The organism is Nostoc sp. (genome assembly GCF_036919495.1).
In the GTDB taxonomy this organism is placed as follows: domain Bacteria; phylum Cyanobacteriota; class Cyanobacteriia; order Cyanobacteriales; family Nostocaceae; genus Nostoc.
This window is the reverse complement of record NZ_JBALBZ010000128.1, coordinates 1-17658: the sequence shown is the minus strand read 5'-3', so window position 1 is coordinate 17658 and position 17658 is coordinate 1. Positions and strand designations below refer to the sequence as shown.

Genomic DNA, 17658 nt, shown 5'->3' with positions numbered 1-17658 from the left:
GAGGTAGGAATTCTGACTCCCAAGGAAGCTAGAAAACTAATAACTGATAACTGTTCACTGATAACTGTTTTTTGTTTTTCGCCATCAATGTACTAAATAGATAATTCCCATTCCTTTGAGAGGATCTAGCAAAATTTATGGGTGTTACTCCCCAATTACCTGGAAGATTTTCAAATAAAGGCTTATAAGCCAAGGGAAACTGGAAATAAATAACATTCTGAATGGTGGTAGAAATTATAAACAGACGATTATTTTACAATCAGACGGGACGGAAATTTAGGAAGAGAAGTTTCCACTGCATAATTTGGGGATGAGGGGGATCAAGGGGATGAGGGAGAGTTATTGAACAAGTTTCTTCCCTATTCCCCATTCCCCATTCCCAAAGATTAGCGATCGCTAGATTCTGGGGTTACTTCTAAATTGCCACTGTCATTTGATGCTGGTACTCTTGACTGAGGCGGTTCAATTACCAACGAGGTTCCAGAGGAACCATCTAAAATCAGTTGGTCTGAGACTGAATCCACAGTTTTTGGATCTGGAAATACAAATCGTAACAAAGGAGGAGCTAAAAAGGTTGTCAAGATAACCATCATAATAATTGCTGCCCCTAATGGTTTCGAGAGAGCGCCACTGGCTGCACCGACACCAGCAAATACTAATCCAACTTCCCCTCTAGGAATCATCCCCACACCGATCGCTAAACGGTTGATTTCCGGTTGACCAAACACGCTTAAGCCTGTGATTACTTTACCGAGAATGGCTACTACGATCAGGAAAGTTGCCATAATTAAACCTTCTCGATTATCGGGAATTGCTGGGTTTAAAACTCCCAAATCGGTTTTTGCGCCAACAGTTACAAAGAAAATTGGCACTAACATATCGGCAATAGGACAGACTTGTGTTTGCAGTTCTTTGCGCTTATCTGTCTCTTCTAGAACTAAACCCGCCGCAAAAGCTCCTAAAATTGCTTCTAAGTGGATGACGGCAGCAAGGTATGCCATAGCAAAAGCGAAGATGAATGCTGGTATTACTAGTCCGCCGCGTGTTTTGAGTTTATCAGCGATCGCCACAAAGGACTTATTGAAAACATTCCCTAGTAGAATTGCTCCCAAAATAAAACCAGTGGCGCTGATAATCAAATAAATAACTTTGCTGACATCCACCACACCATCTTTAGCTAAACTGGCAACTACTGCTAAAACGATGATTCCCAAAACGTCGTCAATTACGGCAGCACCCAAAATAATCTGCCCTTCTTTAGAATTGAGTCGCCCCAACTCTGACAGCACCTTGGAAGTCATACCAATACTAGTGGCAGTCAAAGCCGCCCCGGCAAAAATTGCGGGTACAGCAGCAATTCCAAACAAAGTCATCAGTCCTACAGTACCAGCAGCAAAGGGTACTACTACCCCCACTACTGCAACGACGGTGGCTTGGATACCAACTGCCATTAAATCTTTTAAGTTCGATTCTAAGCCGATTTCAAACAGTAGGATGATCACACCCAATTCTGCCAAAACGGAAATGACCTCAGACTGCGCTGCAAACACGGCTGGAGTGGCTTCAGGCGTTAAACCAGCAGTGATTTGAAGGAAGGACATGATCAAAGAGTTAGAACTGTCTGTGCCGCCTTCTGAAAACACTAAAAGGTGGAAAACAGAGATACCAACTACCACGCCACCGACCAGTTCGCCTAAGACAGGCGGTAAACCCACTTGGTTTGATAACTCTCCACCAACTTTGCTGGCGAGATAAACGATTACTAAGCTTAGTAACACTGCTGCTACTACCATTGAACTGTCTGCGGCTTGTGTTGCGGTAGCCAGCAGAGGAAAAGAGAAGTTGATTGGATCTAACAAATGCATGGGTTCTCTGAAAATCCTTCTCTTTGATTTTGACGCGTTTCTGAAAAACATCCTATGGAAATGTGATTGACAGATTAAATAAATTAATTTGTCCTCAGTTCGTAGTAAGGACTGAAGTCTTTATTTCTAAGCACTAAAGTGCTTACTACAAACTTTTCATTACTAGATTAAGAAAGTACTGGTGTAATTTTTTTTAGTTTCCAAAAATGTAACCATTCCAGCTTTTGACTATGGCAGTGTCAAAGTAAGAACATACAAATCGTATCTAGCGATCGCACTTGAGTTGTGAAAAACTTGTGGTGACTGTTGACTCTCAACAGCCATCAGAAGATTGCTATATAGTTTATTAAAAACATCTGTGGATACTTTGAGGAGTGCAAATCTTATGACTAGAGCCGCTTTATCCGGTTCTCAGTTTACCAATGGAAAGCTGTGGAAAATACTGCCTTTAGCAATGCTTTTATGTGTAACTTTTACACTGCCTACATTGGCACAAGAAAAAGAGAAATTGTGGCGAACCCTTAGTGTGAGTGGTCGCGGAGTAGAAACAATTCCTACAACCTTGGCGCAAGTCAATTTAGGAGTGGAGATTCAGGGGAAAACAGCCCAAGAGGTACAGCAAGAAGCCGCCCGGAGGTCATCGGCTGTAGTTGCGTTCCTCAAGAGCCAAAATGTTGAAAAATTACAAACTACTGGTATCCAGCTTAATCCAGTTTACAGTTACACCAATAATGTGCAGAGGATTACAGGCTATGCTGCCAATAACACAGTAAGTTTTCGCATTCCTACTGAGAAAGCTGGGACATTATTGGATAATGCAGTGAAAGCGGGTGCGACACAAATTAACGGTATTAGTTTTGTTGCTAATGATGAAGCGATCGCATCTGCTCAAAAGCAAGCATTAAAAGAAGCTACCCAAGATGCCCAACAGCAAGCTGATGCTGTTTTTAGTGCCTTGGGTTTCAAATCCAAAGAAGTGGTGAGCATTCAAGTTAATAATGCCAGTGCGCCTCCACCACCACCGATGTTTTTAAGGGCTGAAGCTGCCAAAGTAGCTGATGCTTCCACCCCTGTTGTTGGTGGTGAACAGCAAGTAGAAGCATCGGTGACGCTGCAAATTAGTTATTAGTTATTTGTCGTTAGTCCCTCTTACAAAGTTCTGATCGCCGGAAGCCGGCGCTCAGACTTTGCGCTTTGTCATTTGTGAGGGCAAAGGACTATCAATGCCCAATATCTAATGCCTAATTAAAAATGTTCTGAAGACATATCTCCTGAACCACCCTCTCCATCGCGCTTAGAGCCTAATAAATCTAGTTGGTCTACTCTAATAATTGGTGTTGAACGGTTTGCTCCTGTTTGGCGATCGCTCCATGTGTCAAACTTCAAAGAACCCTTTATCCCAATTAAGCTTCCCTTGCGTACATAATTACCTGCTACCTCAGCCGTCTTATCCCATAATTCCAGAGTGAACCAGTCAGGTTCATCGCTGTTGCGCGATCGTCTTTTTACAGCTAGCGTCAATCTACACTTAACACTACCAGATTCAAAATATTTTATATCAGGGTCGCTACCTACACGACCAACAAGGGTGACAATATTAATACTCATGTGCGTTACCTTTTAGTACAAGTGTACTTAGTAATTCAGACTTTTATCATAGCGAATTGTGAAACACTTGAAAATAATGTGTTAAACAGTTAACAATATAGTTGACTTGAAAAATTATACATACTACTTGGAGAAACACATAAAATTATACGGGTATACTAAGTTAACCAGAGAATATCAAAACATACATAGCTGAGACATCGTAAATATTCCTGGGAATCATATAAAAATATAGTCTAGTTTACTGAACTCAGGATATAAACATAATCAAATCAACTCTACCGTTGTAGTCAAGAAGTATCGCACATAAGGGGCTTATAGACGCGTGGGTATTTTTAGGAACTTTCGTACATCATGGGATATGGGTATCGACCTCGGTACTGCTAACACCCTCGTTTATGTATCTGGTAAAGGTATTGTACTGCAAGAGCCTTCTGTAGTTGCTATCGATGTCAACGAAAAGGTAGCACTGGCAGTAGGAGAAGAAGCCAAAAAAATGCTCGGTCGTACACCGGGAAATGTGATTGCCCTCCGCCCTTTGCGCGATGGTGTAATCGCTGATTTCGATATAGCCGAGCTGATGCTCAAAAGCTTTATTCAGCGTGTAAATGAAGGCAGGTCTCTAATTTTACCCCGAATTGTCATTGGTATTCCCAGTGGTGTCACAGGAGTAGAAAGGCGAGCTGTGATGGATGCGGCTCACCAAGCAGGAGCAAGAAAAGTTTATTTAATCGATGAACCTGTAGCTGCGGCCATTGGTGCAGGACTACCTGTTGCTGAACCCACTGGCAACATGATCATCGATATTGGTGGTGGGACAACAGAAGTTGCAGTGCTGAGTCTTCAGGGTACAGTGATTAGCGAATCAGTACGCATTGCTGGGGATGAACTGACTGAAGCCATCCTTCAGTATATTAAGAAAGTTCATAACTTAGTCATTGGTGAACGCACTGCCGAGGATATTAAGATTCGGCTCGGTTCTGCCTATCCTACTAATGATGACAATGACGCCATGATGGAAATCCGAGGCTTACACCTACTTTCTGGTCTGCCGCGTACTGTAACAATCAAAGCCCCAGAAATCCGTGAAAGTATGTTGGAACCGCTATCAGTAATTATAGAAGCTGTGAAGCGGACACTGGAACGTACACCTCCAGAACTGGCAGCAGACATTATTGACAGAGGTATTATGTTAGCTGGTGGTGGTGCTTTGCTCAAAGGCATAGATACCTTAATTAGCCATGAAACGGGGATTGTGACTCACATTGCCGCCGACCCTCTTTGCTGTGTTGTGCTGGGAACAGGTCGTGTGTTAGAAAACTTTAAACAGTTAGAACGAGTTGTCACTGAAAGCTCTCGCAATATGTAGCAAAAAAATATCAGACTTAAGTTCTATTTGAGTTCTATTTGGGTTTTATATAAATAGAATCCAAGTAGAACTTAATTGTTTAAGTATACGAGGTATATATGGTTACAATACGACGTTGGTGGGATCATAAAGGGTTACAAATCGGGTTGTTAGCTTTAGTAGTTGGTAGTGCTTGGATATTGCGACAAACTCAAGGTGAACTGGTGCTTGAAACATACCAGGCAATTACCCGTCCGTTAGAGATGTTGCAGTCAGGGCCAACTCCAGAAGAACGTCTTAGAGATGCGCGGATATTAGAATTGCAAACCCGTATAGTAGATTTGGAAAGTCAAAAGACCAAGCTACAAGATTTATTAGGCTATGTGGAAAAAGAGCCATTGGCATCACGGCCAATTCCAGCGCGGGTAGTAGGACGTAGTGCTGACCAATGGTGGCAACAAGTTACCCTGAATCGCGGTGCGAATGCAGGGATTCAAGAAGGCTTTATAGTCAAGGCAGAAGGCGGATTAGTGGGTTTGGTGCAAAGTGTAACTCCCAATACTAGCCGCGTATTGTTAATCAGCGATCTTAAAAGTCAAGTGGGTGTATCAGTTAGCCGCACAGCAGCTAAAGGCGTTTTGCGAGGAGATTCTTCCGCAGAAGCTGTGCTGGAGTTTTATGAAAAAGTCCCAAATGTCAAGGTAGGAGATTTAGTTTCCACATCTACTTATAGTCAGAAATTTCCTTCTGGTTTGGCAGTAGGACGAATCAAGTCGCTGGATTTAAAGAAACTTCCGGCATCAGTAGCGAAAATTGAGCTTTTTCCACCAATCCGCTCTCTCGATTGGGTAGCTGTTTATCCAAAGCCAGAAAACCAAGAGTCGGAAACCCAAAAGTCGGTAAATCAAGTGCCGCAAAAGTCTAAGTAAATTCTTCAAAAAAATCCATAGAAAAATGAAGATTCCTGCATTTGGTGGTAGCAGGCAGAAAAAGCGAAAATCGTCAGAGCGAAAATCGAAATTCCGAATCCAGCCACTTTCTCGTTGGCATCCCGGTGTACGTCAGTTGTTGGGTTGGATAGTGACGGCTAGTTCTGTACTGTTATGTTTACTATTATTGCCAACCCGCTTACCGGGTATGGAATTATTGGGAATTGCCCCAAACTGGCTGTTAATTTGGGTGGTAGCTTGGAGTGTGAAGCGCACGGTGTTTGCCGGAGCATTGGCAGGTATAGTTCTGGGACTACTTCAAGATTCAATGACATCACTTAACCCTACTCATGCCCTCAGTTTAGGTATAGTGGGAATTTTAACTGCTCTGCTCCAGAAGCAGCGTTTTATCGAAGAAGATTTTATTTCGATTGCTGTAATTGTCTTTGTTATGGCAGTTTTGGCAGAAACTATTTTTGGCTTGCAATTAACTTTGATGGGGAATGAGCGCAAGGTCACAGATATTTGGACATATTACCAGCGTGTCGCCCTAGCTTCTGCCATTCTTAGTAGTCTGTGGGCACCTGTGGTTTATTATCCGCTAAATCTTTGGTGGCAACGGATAAAATTGTTGGAACAATAGTCAAAGAGTTTTAGATTTTGGATTTTAGATTAACCCCGATAATCAAACAACACCGTATTATGGTAGTTAGTAGCATTTATGTTTGATACTTTCTTTTTTGCCTTAAAAAATATCAGGTAAGTCATTTCCTGATTTACTTACGGCAGAATGTGGAAGCTTTTACTAAGTAATCTAATTGGAGAACGCTAATGTCGAAGGAAAGAAAAAGTAATAAAGAGGTTAAAAAACCTAAAAAAGATCCCAAAGACAAAAAGGAGAAAAACGACTCAAATAAATAGAAAGATTTAGGTAAATAGCTTTAGCGAAGACCAAGAGTTGTATTTATTTAAATTGACAATACTTCGTCCAGTAGGATTGGGTAGGAGAAGTTATTGTCAACAATTTATTCACCCTTGGTCAAGCCTCAAAATTTCATAATTTAGGTTAGTGCGTGCGATTGGAACTAAATTAGGCAGGAGTAAACTTCAAGGAAACCCCATTCATGCAATAGCGCTTGCCTGTGGGTGCAGGGCCGTCATCAAAAACATGACCCAGATGGCTACCACAGCGACTACAATGCACTTCAGTTCTGGTCATAAACAACGACCGATCTACAGTAGTAGCGATCGCACCTTCAATCGGTTTAAAGAAGCTAGGCCAGCCAGTACCACTGTTAAATTTGGTATCAGAGGTAAAAAGTGGCAGTTCACACGCAGCACAATAATAAGTACCACTGTCGTATTCCTTATCCAATGGACTGGTGTGAGGACGTTCAGTCCCATGTTTACGCAATACACTAAACTGTTCTGGCGTTAAAATGGTGCGCCACTCTTCTTCAGGTTTAGTAATTTCAAATCCACTATTAGAAGTTGTCATCGCTTCTGACCCCCAATTGATATACCTTGATAACAATGCTGTGCCGACTATTACTGCACTAGCCTGTAAAAAATACCGTTTGTCCATATATCTATTATTTTCTATTTTGAGGTTAACTGGGCAATCAACTCCAGTACGGAATTCCCTACATTAATGACTATAATCAGCGATCGCCCTGAATTATCCCTGATAAACTGATTAAAATTAGCTAAGAAATAACCAAATAAAGCCACCGTACATTAACGGCAATGCGCTTTTTTGGTCAAGTTAGCAAGTATTTTAGATATAGGGCGTAAAAAAATAAACTAAATGAAAGCGATGTCTAACGACAAGCCGCAAGGCGTGTGCGCTTCTGATTTTGCATCTATCGTTGGCGAAGAAAATGCTGTTTGTCTTTGGGAAAATATAGAACTAAGTCAGCAAAAACGTATTCAACAGGCCATCTCTAACGAGAACCTGCAAGGCGTCTACGCTTCTGGAAATTCTCCCAGTTGTATCGTCTATCCCCGCACCCAACAACAGTTAGCCGCAGTTATAGCTACAGCTTACACTAACAACTGGCGTATCCTCCCCTGTGGTAGTTGCAGCAAACTTAGCTGGGGCGGTTTAGCTAAGGGCATTGATATTGTAGTTAGTACAGAACGCATTAATAAACTCATTGAACACGCTGTTGGGGATTTGACTGTCACAGTAGAACCTGGGATGAAGTTCTCTGATTTACAAGCACTTTTAGCAAAATCGCGGCAATTTCTTGCAGTTGACCCCACAGCACCAGAGTCAGCAACCATTGGCGGTATTGTTGCCACGGGTGATACAGGTTCTCTGCGACAACGTTATGGTAGTGTGCGCGACCAGTTACTAGGTATTACCTTTGTGCGTGCTGATGGCCAAATTGCTAAAGCTGGGGGAAGAGTAGTTAAAAATGTTGCCGGATATGACTTGATGAAGTTGCTTACTGGGTCTTATGGCACATTAGCTTTTATTAGTCAACTAACTTTTCGCGTGTATCCTCTACCAGAGGCATCGGGGACGGTGGTACTAACAGGTAGTGCAGAGGCTGTATCTCAAGCGGCTGATATCCTTCGAGGTTCGGCGTTAACACCAGTTCAGGCTGATTTGCTATCAACGAAACTGGTGTCCAGCTTAGGTTTGGGCCAAGGACTGGGATTAATTGCCCGCTTTCAAAGTATTAGTGAGAGTGTTAAAGAACAGTCAAACCGAGTTTTGGAAGTAGGGCAAAAGTTAGGTTTAGATGGGGCAATTTTTGCCGAGGGTGATGAGGCTAATCTATGGCAGAGATTGCAAGAACGAATCCATACTACTGCCACAGAATCTGTAATTACTTGCAAAATAGGAGTATTACCTACTGCTGCTGTGGAGATTTTGACTCAGGTGGAGTTGGGTTTAATTCATATAAGTAGTGGTTTGGGTTTGTTACAATTAGAGGATAAAAATCAAGTTTTGAAAGTGCGCGATGAGCTACGCTCCGCTAGAAGCGATGGCACTCAAACAAGTAGTGGTTTTTTAACAATTCTGGAAGCACCAGTGGCGGTTAAAGAACAAATAGATGTTTGGGGTTATACGGGGAATGCTTTGCCTTTGATGCGCCGTATTAAGGAACAGTTTGATAGTAAGAATATTTTAAGTCCTGGGCGGTTTGTGGGTGGGATTTAATTTTAACGAACCGCCAAGGACGCAAAGGACGCAAAGGAAGAGGGGAAAAGAATTAATTATGCAAGTTTCCGAAAATTCTGTTAATAATACGGCTAGTTTAAAGAATTTGAAGGGGTTTGATGAGAGTCATCCGCCTGACCCAAAGTTGATTGATAGTTGCGTACATTGTGGATTTTGTCTCTCAACTTGTCCGAGTTATCGGGTGCTTGGTAAGGAGATGGATTCTCCTAGAGGACGCATCTATTTAATGGATGCAATTAATGAGGGTGAGATTGCCCTGAATACGGCAACGGTAGAACATTTTGATTCTTGTTTGGGATGTCTTGCTTGTGTGAGTACTTGTCCTTCTGGTGTGCAGTATGACAAGTTAATTTCTGCAACTCGTCATCAAGTTGAACGAAATTATCCTCGCAGTTTGCCAGATAAATTTTTTCGTCAATTGATATTTTCTTTGTTTCCTTATCCCAACCTTTTACGGATTTTATTAGTTCCGTTGTTGGTTTATCAAAAGTTGGGGTTTGCTAGATTCTTTCGCGCTACAGGTTTACTGAATAAAATATCGCCTCGTTTGGCAGCGATGGAATCTATTCTGCCAGAAATTACTCTCAAATCTTTTCAGGATAATTTGCCTACTGTTATTCGCGCCCAAGGTGAGAAGCGCTACCGAGTTGGGGTAATTTTGGGTTGCGTGCAACGGCTGTTTTTCTCTCCTGTGAATGAAGCAACCGTGCGAGTTTTAACAGCTAATGGTTGTGAAGTTGTGATTCCGAAATCTCAAGGTTGTTGTGCAGCGCTTCCCGAACACCAAGGACAAACAGAACAGGCGAAAGCTTTAGCAAGGCAGATGATTGATAGTTTTGCTAACACTGATGTCGATTTCGTAATTATCAACGCTGCTGGTTGTGGTCATACTTTGAAAGAATACGGTCACATTTTAGAAAGTGACCCAGAATATCGAGAAAAGGCAAAGGATTTTGCAGCTAAGGTGAAAGATGCTCAAGAGTTTTTGGCAACTGTTGGGTTAACAGCAAAGTTATCGCCACTGACTGATAAACCCTTGAGTTTAGTTTATCAAGATGCTTGTCATTTATTGCATGGTCAAAAGATTAGCGTGCAACCGCGTCAGATATTGCGGCAAATTCCAGGGGTGAAGTTGAGAGAACCAATAGATGCAGCTTTGTGTTGTGGCAGTGCCGGGGTTTATAATATGCTGCAACCAGAAGTTTCTGAAGAATTGGGTCGGCAAAAAGTGCAGAATTTATTGAATACTGGTGCTGAGTTAATTGCTTCTGCTAATCCGGGGTGTACTTTGCAAATTACAAAGCATTTGCAGTTGCAAGGTAAAAAGATTTCAGTTATTCACCCGATGGAGTTGTTAGATTATTCGATTCGGGGTGAAAAGTTGAAATTGTAGGAATTTATTGTGGGGTGGACATTTTTTCATTTATTTTAAAGCAAAGAGCCAAAGCTACGTTTTTGCTCCCCTCCTCGCTTGCCTACGGTGTACACACAAGTTTTGCCGCAGCCATATGTTTATTAATAAATTTGGCACTGCGTTTCTATCCCGACTCGGAATGAATTCCGAGTCTCATAGCTAAAGTCCACTCAAGTAGACTTTAGCTATCAGCCCTGAACTTCAGTTCTGGGCGGGATTGCCTGTCTGCGTGACAGTTTCACTCTGACAAAAATGGGGGTAGAGAATTTTTCAACTTGTGTGTACATTGTACCCTCGCTTGCGGGGTGGGGTTGCTCTTAATTCTGGTTAATTGAGCAGATATAATCAGTCAATTTGCAGAAGGTCTTTCCGAAATAGCGGCTTTATCGTCTGTATAATCACTGAAATGGGCAAGAGTGTCAGCCTAATTTCGGGTGATTTGTGATGAAACTAGATTTAGTCAGGTTTTTTCAAGCTTGCAACCCCAGTAAGACTCTGGTTGTGAGCAAACCGGAGGATAGACAATATTATATTGATTTCTCTAAAGTGCGTGGTGCCAAGATTATTGAGGAACTTGGGCGAACTATCACCCGCCTTTCACCTGAAGAACCTACTTGTCAATTATTTACCGGACATATCGGCTGTGGCAAGTCTACTGAATTACTGCGGCTAAAGGCAGAGTTAGAGAAGCAGGAATTTCATGTGGTTTATTTTGAGTCTAGCCAAAGCCTGGATATGGCTGATATTGATGTTACAGATATTTTACTGGCAGTAGCTCGTGAGGTGAGTCAAAGTCTGGAAGCAATAAAAATTAATCTGAAACCAGGATACTTTCAAACTCTATTTACTGAACTTGCTGAATTTTTGCAAACGCCGATAGAACTTGGGGGAGAGTTATCTGTAGGTATTGCCAAAATTACCGCCAAAACTAAAGACAGTCCTAAACTTCGCTCTCAGTTACGCCAATATTTAGAACCGCGTACCAATGGCATTTTAGAATCAATCAACAAAGAATTGCTCAAGCCTGCTAGAGAAAAACTGAAGCAGCAAGGTAAAAAAGGACTGGTGGTAATTATAGATAATCTCGACCGAGTGGATAATTCTTTGAAGCCTTCGGGTTATTACCAGCCAGAATATCTCTTTGTTGAACGCGGTGAACAGTTAAACCAGCTAAATTGTCATGTTGTTTATACTATTCCCCTAGTGTTGATTTTTTCTAACGCTTTAGGAAGGTTAACAAATCGCTTTGGCGCAGACCCCAAGGTTTTGCCGATGGTTCCTGTGGAATTACAAGATGGTTCGCAATTCTCACAAGGAATCACGCTGTTGCAACAAATGGTTATGGCGAGGGCTTTTCCTGGTGTCAGTTGGGAACAAAGCCAGCATTTAATTACTGAGGTTTTTGATAGTCCTGATACTTTAGAGCGACTTTGCCAGGTTAGCGGCGGTCATTTGCGTAACTTGTTGATGTTATTGTTTCGCTGTCTTCAGCAAGAAGACCCACCTTTGTCGCAAGAGTGCGTAAATAGAGTGATTAAACAACGCCGCAATGAGCTAACTTTGGCAATTACGCCCGATGAATGGGAATTACTGCGTGAGGTAGCGCAAGAGAAAAGCTTGAGAGGTCATGAAAGGTACGAACTTTTGCTTCGCAGTATGTTTGTATTTGAATACCGGAATGAGGATGGTTCGTGGTTTGATATTAATCCGATTTTGGCAGAAGCGAAGGAATTTAGGTTATAAATCGGCTGTAGGGGCATAAAGTTGTAAACCCTTACCTATCTATGTATTTTGTAAAATAGCACAACATTAACGGTGTCAGCAAGTGCAGGAGCTACATCAGCAAGTCCGGGAGCTACATCAGCAAGTCCGGGAGCTACATCAGCAAGTCCGGGAGCTACATCAGCAAGTGCGGGAGCTACATCAACAAGTGCGGGAGCTATATCAACAAGTCCGGGAGCTATATCAGCAAGTCCGGGAGCTATATCAACAAGTGCGGGAGCTACATCAACAAGTGCGGGAGCTATATCAGCAAGTCCGGGAGCCGTGTCAGTCGTCATCTTCACAACTACAGCTTTTTACAACTAGCAGAAATAAATTGTCCATCGTCCTTTCTGCCTCCTGCCTCAAAACCCATAGCTTTGTACTTTATGCAAAAGAAAACTGCTATAGGACTAATATTTGATTTCTGCAAAAGCTCGGTACAGGCCGAAAAGCCTAATTCCTTATTCCCCACTCTCTACTCCCCACTCCCCACCCACATAGATAATTTCAAAAATCAAATACGATTTTTCTATATGTTATGAGTAATCAGCGAGAGCCAGAAAATTTAGCCTTTGACAATGAGCGTTCATTGAAAACTCTGGTGCGAACAATTACCCTTTCTCAGGAAACATTTTCGCTGATTTTACTGCGCTGTAACTATGCTGATTTACGTCAGCGCATGGTAGAACGCTTGCACCAATTATCTCCTGTACACATTGGCGAAATTACTTTACCTACATCAGTCAAAACGCTTTACACAAATATAGGCGAACAACTGGGAGATGAACAGCCACTTACATTGATGATTTTTGGTTTGGAGTCGGTTAAAGATATTGATACAGTTCTGACTTCAGCTAACCAAGTACGGGAGGAGTTTAGAAAGAATTTCCCGTTTCCGATATTGTTGTGGGTTAATGATTCAGTTCTGCAAAAATTTATTCGATTAGCAACTGATTTAGAGAATTGGGCAACTATTATTGAGTTTGAAAACCCTACCGATGAGTTAGTCAATTTCCTTCAGCAAAAAAGTGATGAAATCTTTGCTGGTGATGTCACGCCTAATTCCCAAATCTGCCGGGAACTAGAAACCGCCCGTCAAGATTTGCAAAATCGAGGAGAAGTATTAGAAGCAGCACTTCAAGCAAGTTTAGAGTTTTTGCTTGGTTTAAATGATTATCTACATGACGAGATAGATTCTGCTTTAGGACATTATCAACAAAGCTTGGGGTTTTGGCGACAAAGTAATCATTTAGAACGACAAGGTATCTTACTCGTTAATATTGCTTCAGCTTATAATCGCCAATCTGAAAAAAATCAGACAGAAAATCAACGCTATTGGCAAGAGTCTAAAATTTGCTTTCAGCAAGCTGTTGAGATTTTTGAACAAATACAACGTTCAGATTTAGTTGCAAAACATATTACTAAACTGGGTGAAGTGCTGCGACGTTTAGAAGCATGGCCAGAGTTGCAAAGTCTTGTGGAAAAATCTCTGCCGCTACATCAAAATTATGGCACGTCGTTGCAGTTGGCTCAAGATTATGGATTTTTAGCAGAGGTAGCCTTACAGCAGTCACAGTGGGATGAAGCTCATAAACACGCAGGGCAAGCATTGCAAATATTAGCTGCGATACCTAATTTACAATCAAATGAATTTAGTTTGTATCGGTTTATTTTAGCTAAATCTCAACAGGGTTTAGGTCAATTTGAAGCAGCAATTAATAGTTTAAAAGCGGCTAAGTCTGAAAGTAATCATCAATATAACCCGCAATTATATATATCTATATTAGAAAGGTTACGCTCACTTTACTTTGAACAAAGTGATTATCTTAAAGCTTTTAATATTAAGCAAGAACAATTACAAATTGAACAACAGTATGGTTTTCGCGCCTTTGTTGGTGCATCTTATCTTAATCCACAGCGACAGGCAATTAATTCTGCACAGTTGCAAGTAGAAAATTTTGAAACTATTGCTCAAGAAATTGCTGCTTCTGGTCGGGGACAAGATGTTAAACGTTTGCGAGAAAGAATTGGCGGGACTGAGCATAAATTGACTGTAATTCATGGTCAGTCAGGAGTGGGTAAAAGTTCAATTTTACAGGGTGGATTAATCCCGGCGTTGCAACAGGAAGCAATTGGTGAGCGAGATGCTTTACCTATTTTGTTGCGAGTTTATACTGATTGGGTAGGAATGTTGGGGCAGAGTTTGGCTAAGGCTTTTAATGAAGTCAGATGGAATCAATTATTTGCTAATCTTGATTCTTCAGCCGCTATTTTAGAACAATTACGGAGAAATGCTGACCGGAATTTGTTGACGGTTTTAATGTTTGACCAGTTTGAGGAGTTTTTCTTTGTTTATCCAGACCAAGGTCAACGACGAGCATTTTATGATTTTTTGCGAGTTTGTCTAAATATTCCTTTTGTCAAGGTAATTCTGTCTTTGCGGGAAGATTATTTACATTATTTATTAGAGTTAGACCGTCTGTTTGATTTAAGTGTAATTAATAATAATATTCTCGATAAAAATATTCGCTATTATTTGGGTAACTTTTCGCCAGCCCATGCGAAGGCAGTTGTGCAGAGTTTAACAGAACGCTCTCAGTTTTACTTAGAACCTGCATTGATTGATGAATTAGTGCGGGAATTAGCAGGAGAATTGGGGGAGGTTCGCCCAATTGAGTTACAAATTGTGGGGACGCAATTGCAAACTGAGAAAATTACAACTTTAGATAAGTATCTTCAATTTGGTACGAAAGAAAAACTGGTTGAGCGATTTTTAGAAGAAGTCATCCATGATTGTGGCGCAGAGAATGAACAGGTTGCACGACTGGTTTTATATTTACTCACAGATGAAAATGGGACTCGTCCCCTCAAGACTCGTGCTGAATTAGTCGCAGATTTGGCAGCAGAAGCCGATAAACTAGATTTGGTGTTAGAGATTTTTGTGGCATCAAGGTTAGTATTACTATTACCAGAATCTCCGGCTGACCGTTATCAATTGGTGCATGATTACCTTGTGTCGTTTATTCGCCAACAACAGGGTAATGAAATATTAGCAGAACTAGCGAGAGAGCGAGAACAACGCTTGCAAGCAGAAGAGAAGCTGAAGCTTGAACAAGATGCAAAGCAGATATTAGTTAATGCTCAACAAGAAGCTGACCAACAAATTCGCCAAGCGCGGATGCGGTTGACGCTGAGTTCTGGTTTAGCGGTATGTCTATTATTATTGGCAGGTATATCATCTTTATATGCATTGAGTCAAATTAACGTGGCTAAAGATGCTGGTAACAAAAAGCAACGGGCAGAAAATAAAGTTAAAACGGCTGAAGCCAACTACAAGTTAGTAACTCAACGCTTGCAAGCTACACAAAAGCAAGAGAGAGAAATACAGAATAAAGCGCAAGAATTAGAAACTAAAAAGAAAGATGCAGAGCAGAAGTTTCAAGCAGCGCAGAAAAATCAGCAAGCCGCAGATGCGAAATTTAAGGCAGCACAAGCAGATTTAGGGAATGTAAAGCAGCAAGCAGCAGAATTACAAGATAAAAATTCTCACGCAGAGGAAAAAATTAAAACAGCTAACGAACAAGTCAAAACTGCTGAAGAGAAAGCACAACAGGCAAATAGACAACAAGAGGAAGCAAAATCTAAAACTAAAGAGGCTCAAACTATTTTGAATCAAGCACAAGCAGCGCTGACAAAAGCATATAAAGATACACGCGCAGCAGAGACAGCACAAAAAGAAGCACAAAAGGGAACGGAATTAGAAGGGGCAGGTGTTAATGCTTTAAGACAGTTTGAGTATGCTGAGTTAGAATCGCTGGTGTCAGCAGTGCAGAGTGGGAAAGAGTTAAAATCTTTGGTAAAAGATGGTCGCCCTCTAGAAAAATATCCAGCTATTAGCCCTATTTTTGCTTTGGATAGTATTCTCAATAAAATTAAAGAACGCAACCAGTTGCAAGGGCATCAAGGCTGGGTCAATAGTGTGAGTTTCAGCCCGGACGGCAAAACCATCGCCACGGCATCATTAGACAACACAGCGCAGTTATGGACGCTCAACGGGCAATTGCTACAAGAATTCAAAGGGCATCAAGACAGTGTCAATAGTGTGAGTTTCAGCCCGGACGGCAAAACCATCGTCACGGCATCAGATGACAAGACAGCGCGGTTGTGGAGGCTCAACGGGCAACTGCTCCAAGAATTCAAAGGGCATCAAGGCAGTGTCAAGAGTGTGAGTTTCAGCCCGGACGGCAAAACCATCGTCACGGCATCAGATGACAAGACAGCGCGGTTGTGGAGGCTCAACGGGCAACTGCTCCAAGAATTCAAAGGGCATCAAGGCAGTGTCAAGAGTGTGAGTTTCAGCCCGGACGGCAAAACCATCGTCACGGCATCAGATGACAAGACAGCGCGGTTGTGGAGGCTCAACGGGCAACTGCTCCAAGAATTTAAAGGGCATCAAGGCAGTGTCAATAGTGTGAGTTTCAGCCCGGACGGCAAAACCATTGCCACGGCATCTTGGGACAAGACAGCGCGCTTGTGGAGGCTCAACGGGCAACTGCTCCAAGAATTCAAAGGGCATCAAGGCAGTGTCAAGAGTGTGAGTTTCAGCCCGGACGGCAAAACCATCGCCACGGCATCAGATGACAAGACAGCGCGGTTGTGGAGGCTCAACGGGCAACTGCTCCAAGAATTCAAAGGGCATCAAGGCAGTGTCAATAGTGTGAGTTTCAGCCCGGACGGCAAAACCATTGCCACGGCATCTTGGGACAAGACAGCGCGGTTGTGGAGGCTCAACGGGCAACTGCTTCAAGAATTTAAAGGGCATCAAGGCAGTGTCAAGAGTGTGAGTTTCAGCCCGGACGGCAAAACCATCGCCACGGCATCTTGGGACAAGACAGCACGGTTGTGGAGGCTCAACGGGCAACTGCTCCAAAAATTCAAAGGGCATCAAGACAGTGTCAATAGTGTGAGTTTCAGCCCGGACGGCAAAACCATCGCCACGGCATCAGATGACAACACAGCGCGGTTGTGGACGCTCAACGGGCAACTGCTACAAGAATTCAAAGGGCATCAAGATTGGGTCAGAAGTGTGAGTTTCAGCCCGGACGGCAAAACCATCGCCACGGCATCAGATGACAAGACAACGCGGTTGTGGACGCTCAACGGGCAACTGCTACAAGAATTCAAAGGGCATCAAGGCAGTGTCTTAAGTGTGAGTTTCAGCCCGGACGGCAAAACCATCGCCACGGCATCTTGGGACAAGACAGCGCGGTTGTGGAGGCTCAACGGGCAACTGCTCCAAGAATTCAAAGGGCATCAAGGCAGTGTCTTAAGTGTGAGTTTCAGCCCGGACGGCAAAACCATCGCCACGGTATCATTTGACAAGACAGCACGGTTGTGGACGCTCAACGGGCAACTGCTCCAAGAATTCAAAGGGCATCAAGACAGTGTCAATAGTGTGAGTTTCAGCCCGGACGGCAAAACCATCGCCACGGCATCAGATGACAACACAGCGCGGTTGTGGACGCTCAACGGGCAAC

12 protein-coding genes are annotated in these 17658 nt (G+C 42.5%); 8 read left to right on the top strand and 4 right to left on the bottom strand.

Going from position 1 to position 17658, the window contains the following annotated elements; all coding sequences use genetic code 11:
• Nucleotides 1-386 precede the first annotated feature (386 nt).
• The gene (locus V7K25_RS17310) at nt 387-1865 is read right to left on the bottom strand and encodes a cation:proton antiporter (protein ID WP_335159772.1); all 1479 of its coding nucleotides are present in this window, start codon (nt 1863-1865) and stop codon (nt 387-389) included.
• A gap of 385 nt (nt 1866-2250) precedes the next feature.
• Here V7K25_RS17310 and V7K25_RS17305 point away from each other — a divergent pair, with 385 nt between their 5' ends.
• On the top strand, nt 2251-2994 hold the full coding sequence (locus V7K25_RS17305) for an SIMPL domain-containing protein (RefSeq protein WP_335159771.1): 744 nt from the start codon (nt 2251-2253) through the stop codon (nt 2992-2994).
• A 116-nt stretch (nt 2995-3110) separates the two neighbouring features.
• Here V7K25_RS17305 and V7K25_RS17300 read toward each other — a convergent pair whose 3' ends face one another.
• Nucleotides 3111-3473, bottom strand: a complete 363-nt coding sequence (locus tag V7K25_RS17300; RefSeq protein WP_324978357.1) for a single-stranded DNA-binding protein — start codon at nt 3471-3473, stop codon at nt 3111-3113.
• A 361-nt stretch (nt 3474-3834) separates the two neighbouring features.
• Here V7K25_RS17300 and V7K25_RS17295 point away from each other — a divergent pair, with 361 nt between their 5' ends.
• The 3 genes from V7K25_RS17295 to mreD all read left to right on the top strand — a co-directional run bounded on the left by V7K25_RS17295 (nt 3835) and on the right by mreD (nt 6393).
• The gene (locus tag V7K25_RS17295) at nt 3835-4842 is read left to right on the top strand and encodes a rod shape-determining protein (RefSeq protein WP_335159770.1); all 1008 of its coding nucleotides are present in this window, start codon (nt 3835-3837) and stop codon (nt 4840-4842) included.
• 98 nt (nt 4843-4940) lie between these two features.
• On the top strand, nt 4941-5750 hold the full coding sequence (mreC, locus tag V7K25_RS17290; protein ID WP_335159769.1) for a rod shape-determining protein MreC: 810 nt from the start codon (nt 4941-4943) through the stop codon (nt 5748-5750).
• 25 nt (nt 5751-5775) lie between these two features.
• Nucleotides 5776-6393, top strand: coding sequence for a rod shape-determining protein MreD (gene mreD / locus V7K25_RS17285; protein ID WP_335159768.1), 618 nt, complete (start codon nt 5776-5778; stop codon nt 6391-6393).
• 447 nt (nt 6394-6840) lie between these two features.
• Here mreD and msrB read toward each other — a convergent pair whose 3' ends face one another.
• On the bottom strand, nt 6841-7335 hold the full coding sequence (msrB, locus tag V7K25_RS17280; protein WP_335159767.1) for a peptide-methionine (R)-S-oxide reductase MsrB: 495 nt from the start codon (nt 7333-7335) through the stop codon (nt 6841-6843).
• Between the two features lie 222 nt (nt 7336-7557).
• On the opposite strand from msrB, the gene V7K25_RS17275 reads away from it, so the two are divergent.
• The 3 genes from V7K25_RS17275 (at nt 7558) to V7K25_RS17265 (ending at nt 12100) form a co-directional block, all read left to right on the top strand.
• Complete coding sequence (locus tag V7K25_RS17275; protein WP_335159766.1) at nt 7558-8922, top strand: FAD-binding oxidoreductase; 1365 nt, start codon at nt 7558-7560, stop codon at nt 8920-8922.
• Between the two features lie 58 nt (nt 8923-8980).
• Nucleotides 8981-10336, top strand: a complete 1356-nt coding sequence (locus V7K25_RS17270; RefSeq protein WP_335159765.1) for a (Fe-S)-binding protein — start codon at nt 8981-8983, stop codon at nt 10334-10336.
• Between the two features lie 465 nt (nt 10337-10801).
• On the top strand, nt 10802-12100 hold the full coding sequence (locus V7K25_RS17265; protein ID WP_335159764.1) for a P-loop NTPase fold protein: 1299 nt from the start codon (nt 10802-10804) through the stop codon (nt 12098-12100).
• Nucleotides 12101-12135: 35 nt separating this feature from the next.
• On the opposite strand, the gene V7K25_RS17260 is transcribed toward V7K25_RS17265, so the two are convergent.
• On the bottom strand, nt 12136-12417 hold the full coding sequence (locus V7K25_RS17260) for a hypothetical protein (protein ID WP_335159763.1): 282 nt from the start codon (nt 12415-12417) through the stop codon (nt 12136-12138).
• Between the two features lie 242 nt (nt 12418-12659).
• Here V7K25_RS17260 and V7K25_RS17255 point away from each other — a divergent pair.
• Nucleotides 12660-17658: nSTAND1 domain-containing NTPase (locus tag V7K25_RS17255; protein WP_335159762.1), on the top strand; the 4999-nt coding region annotated here is incomplete at its 3' end.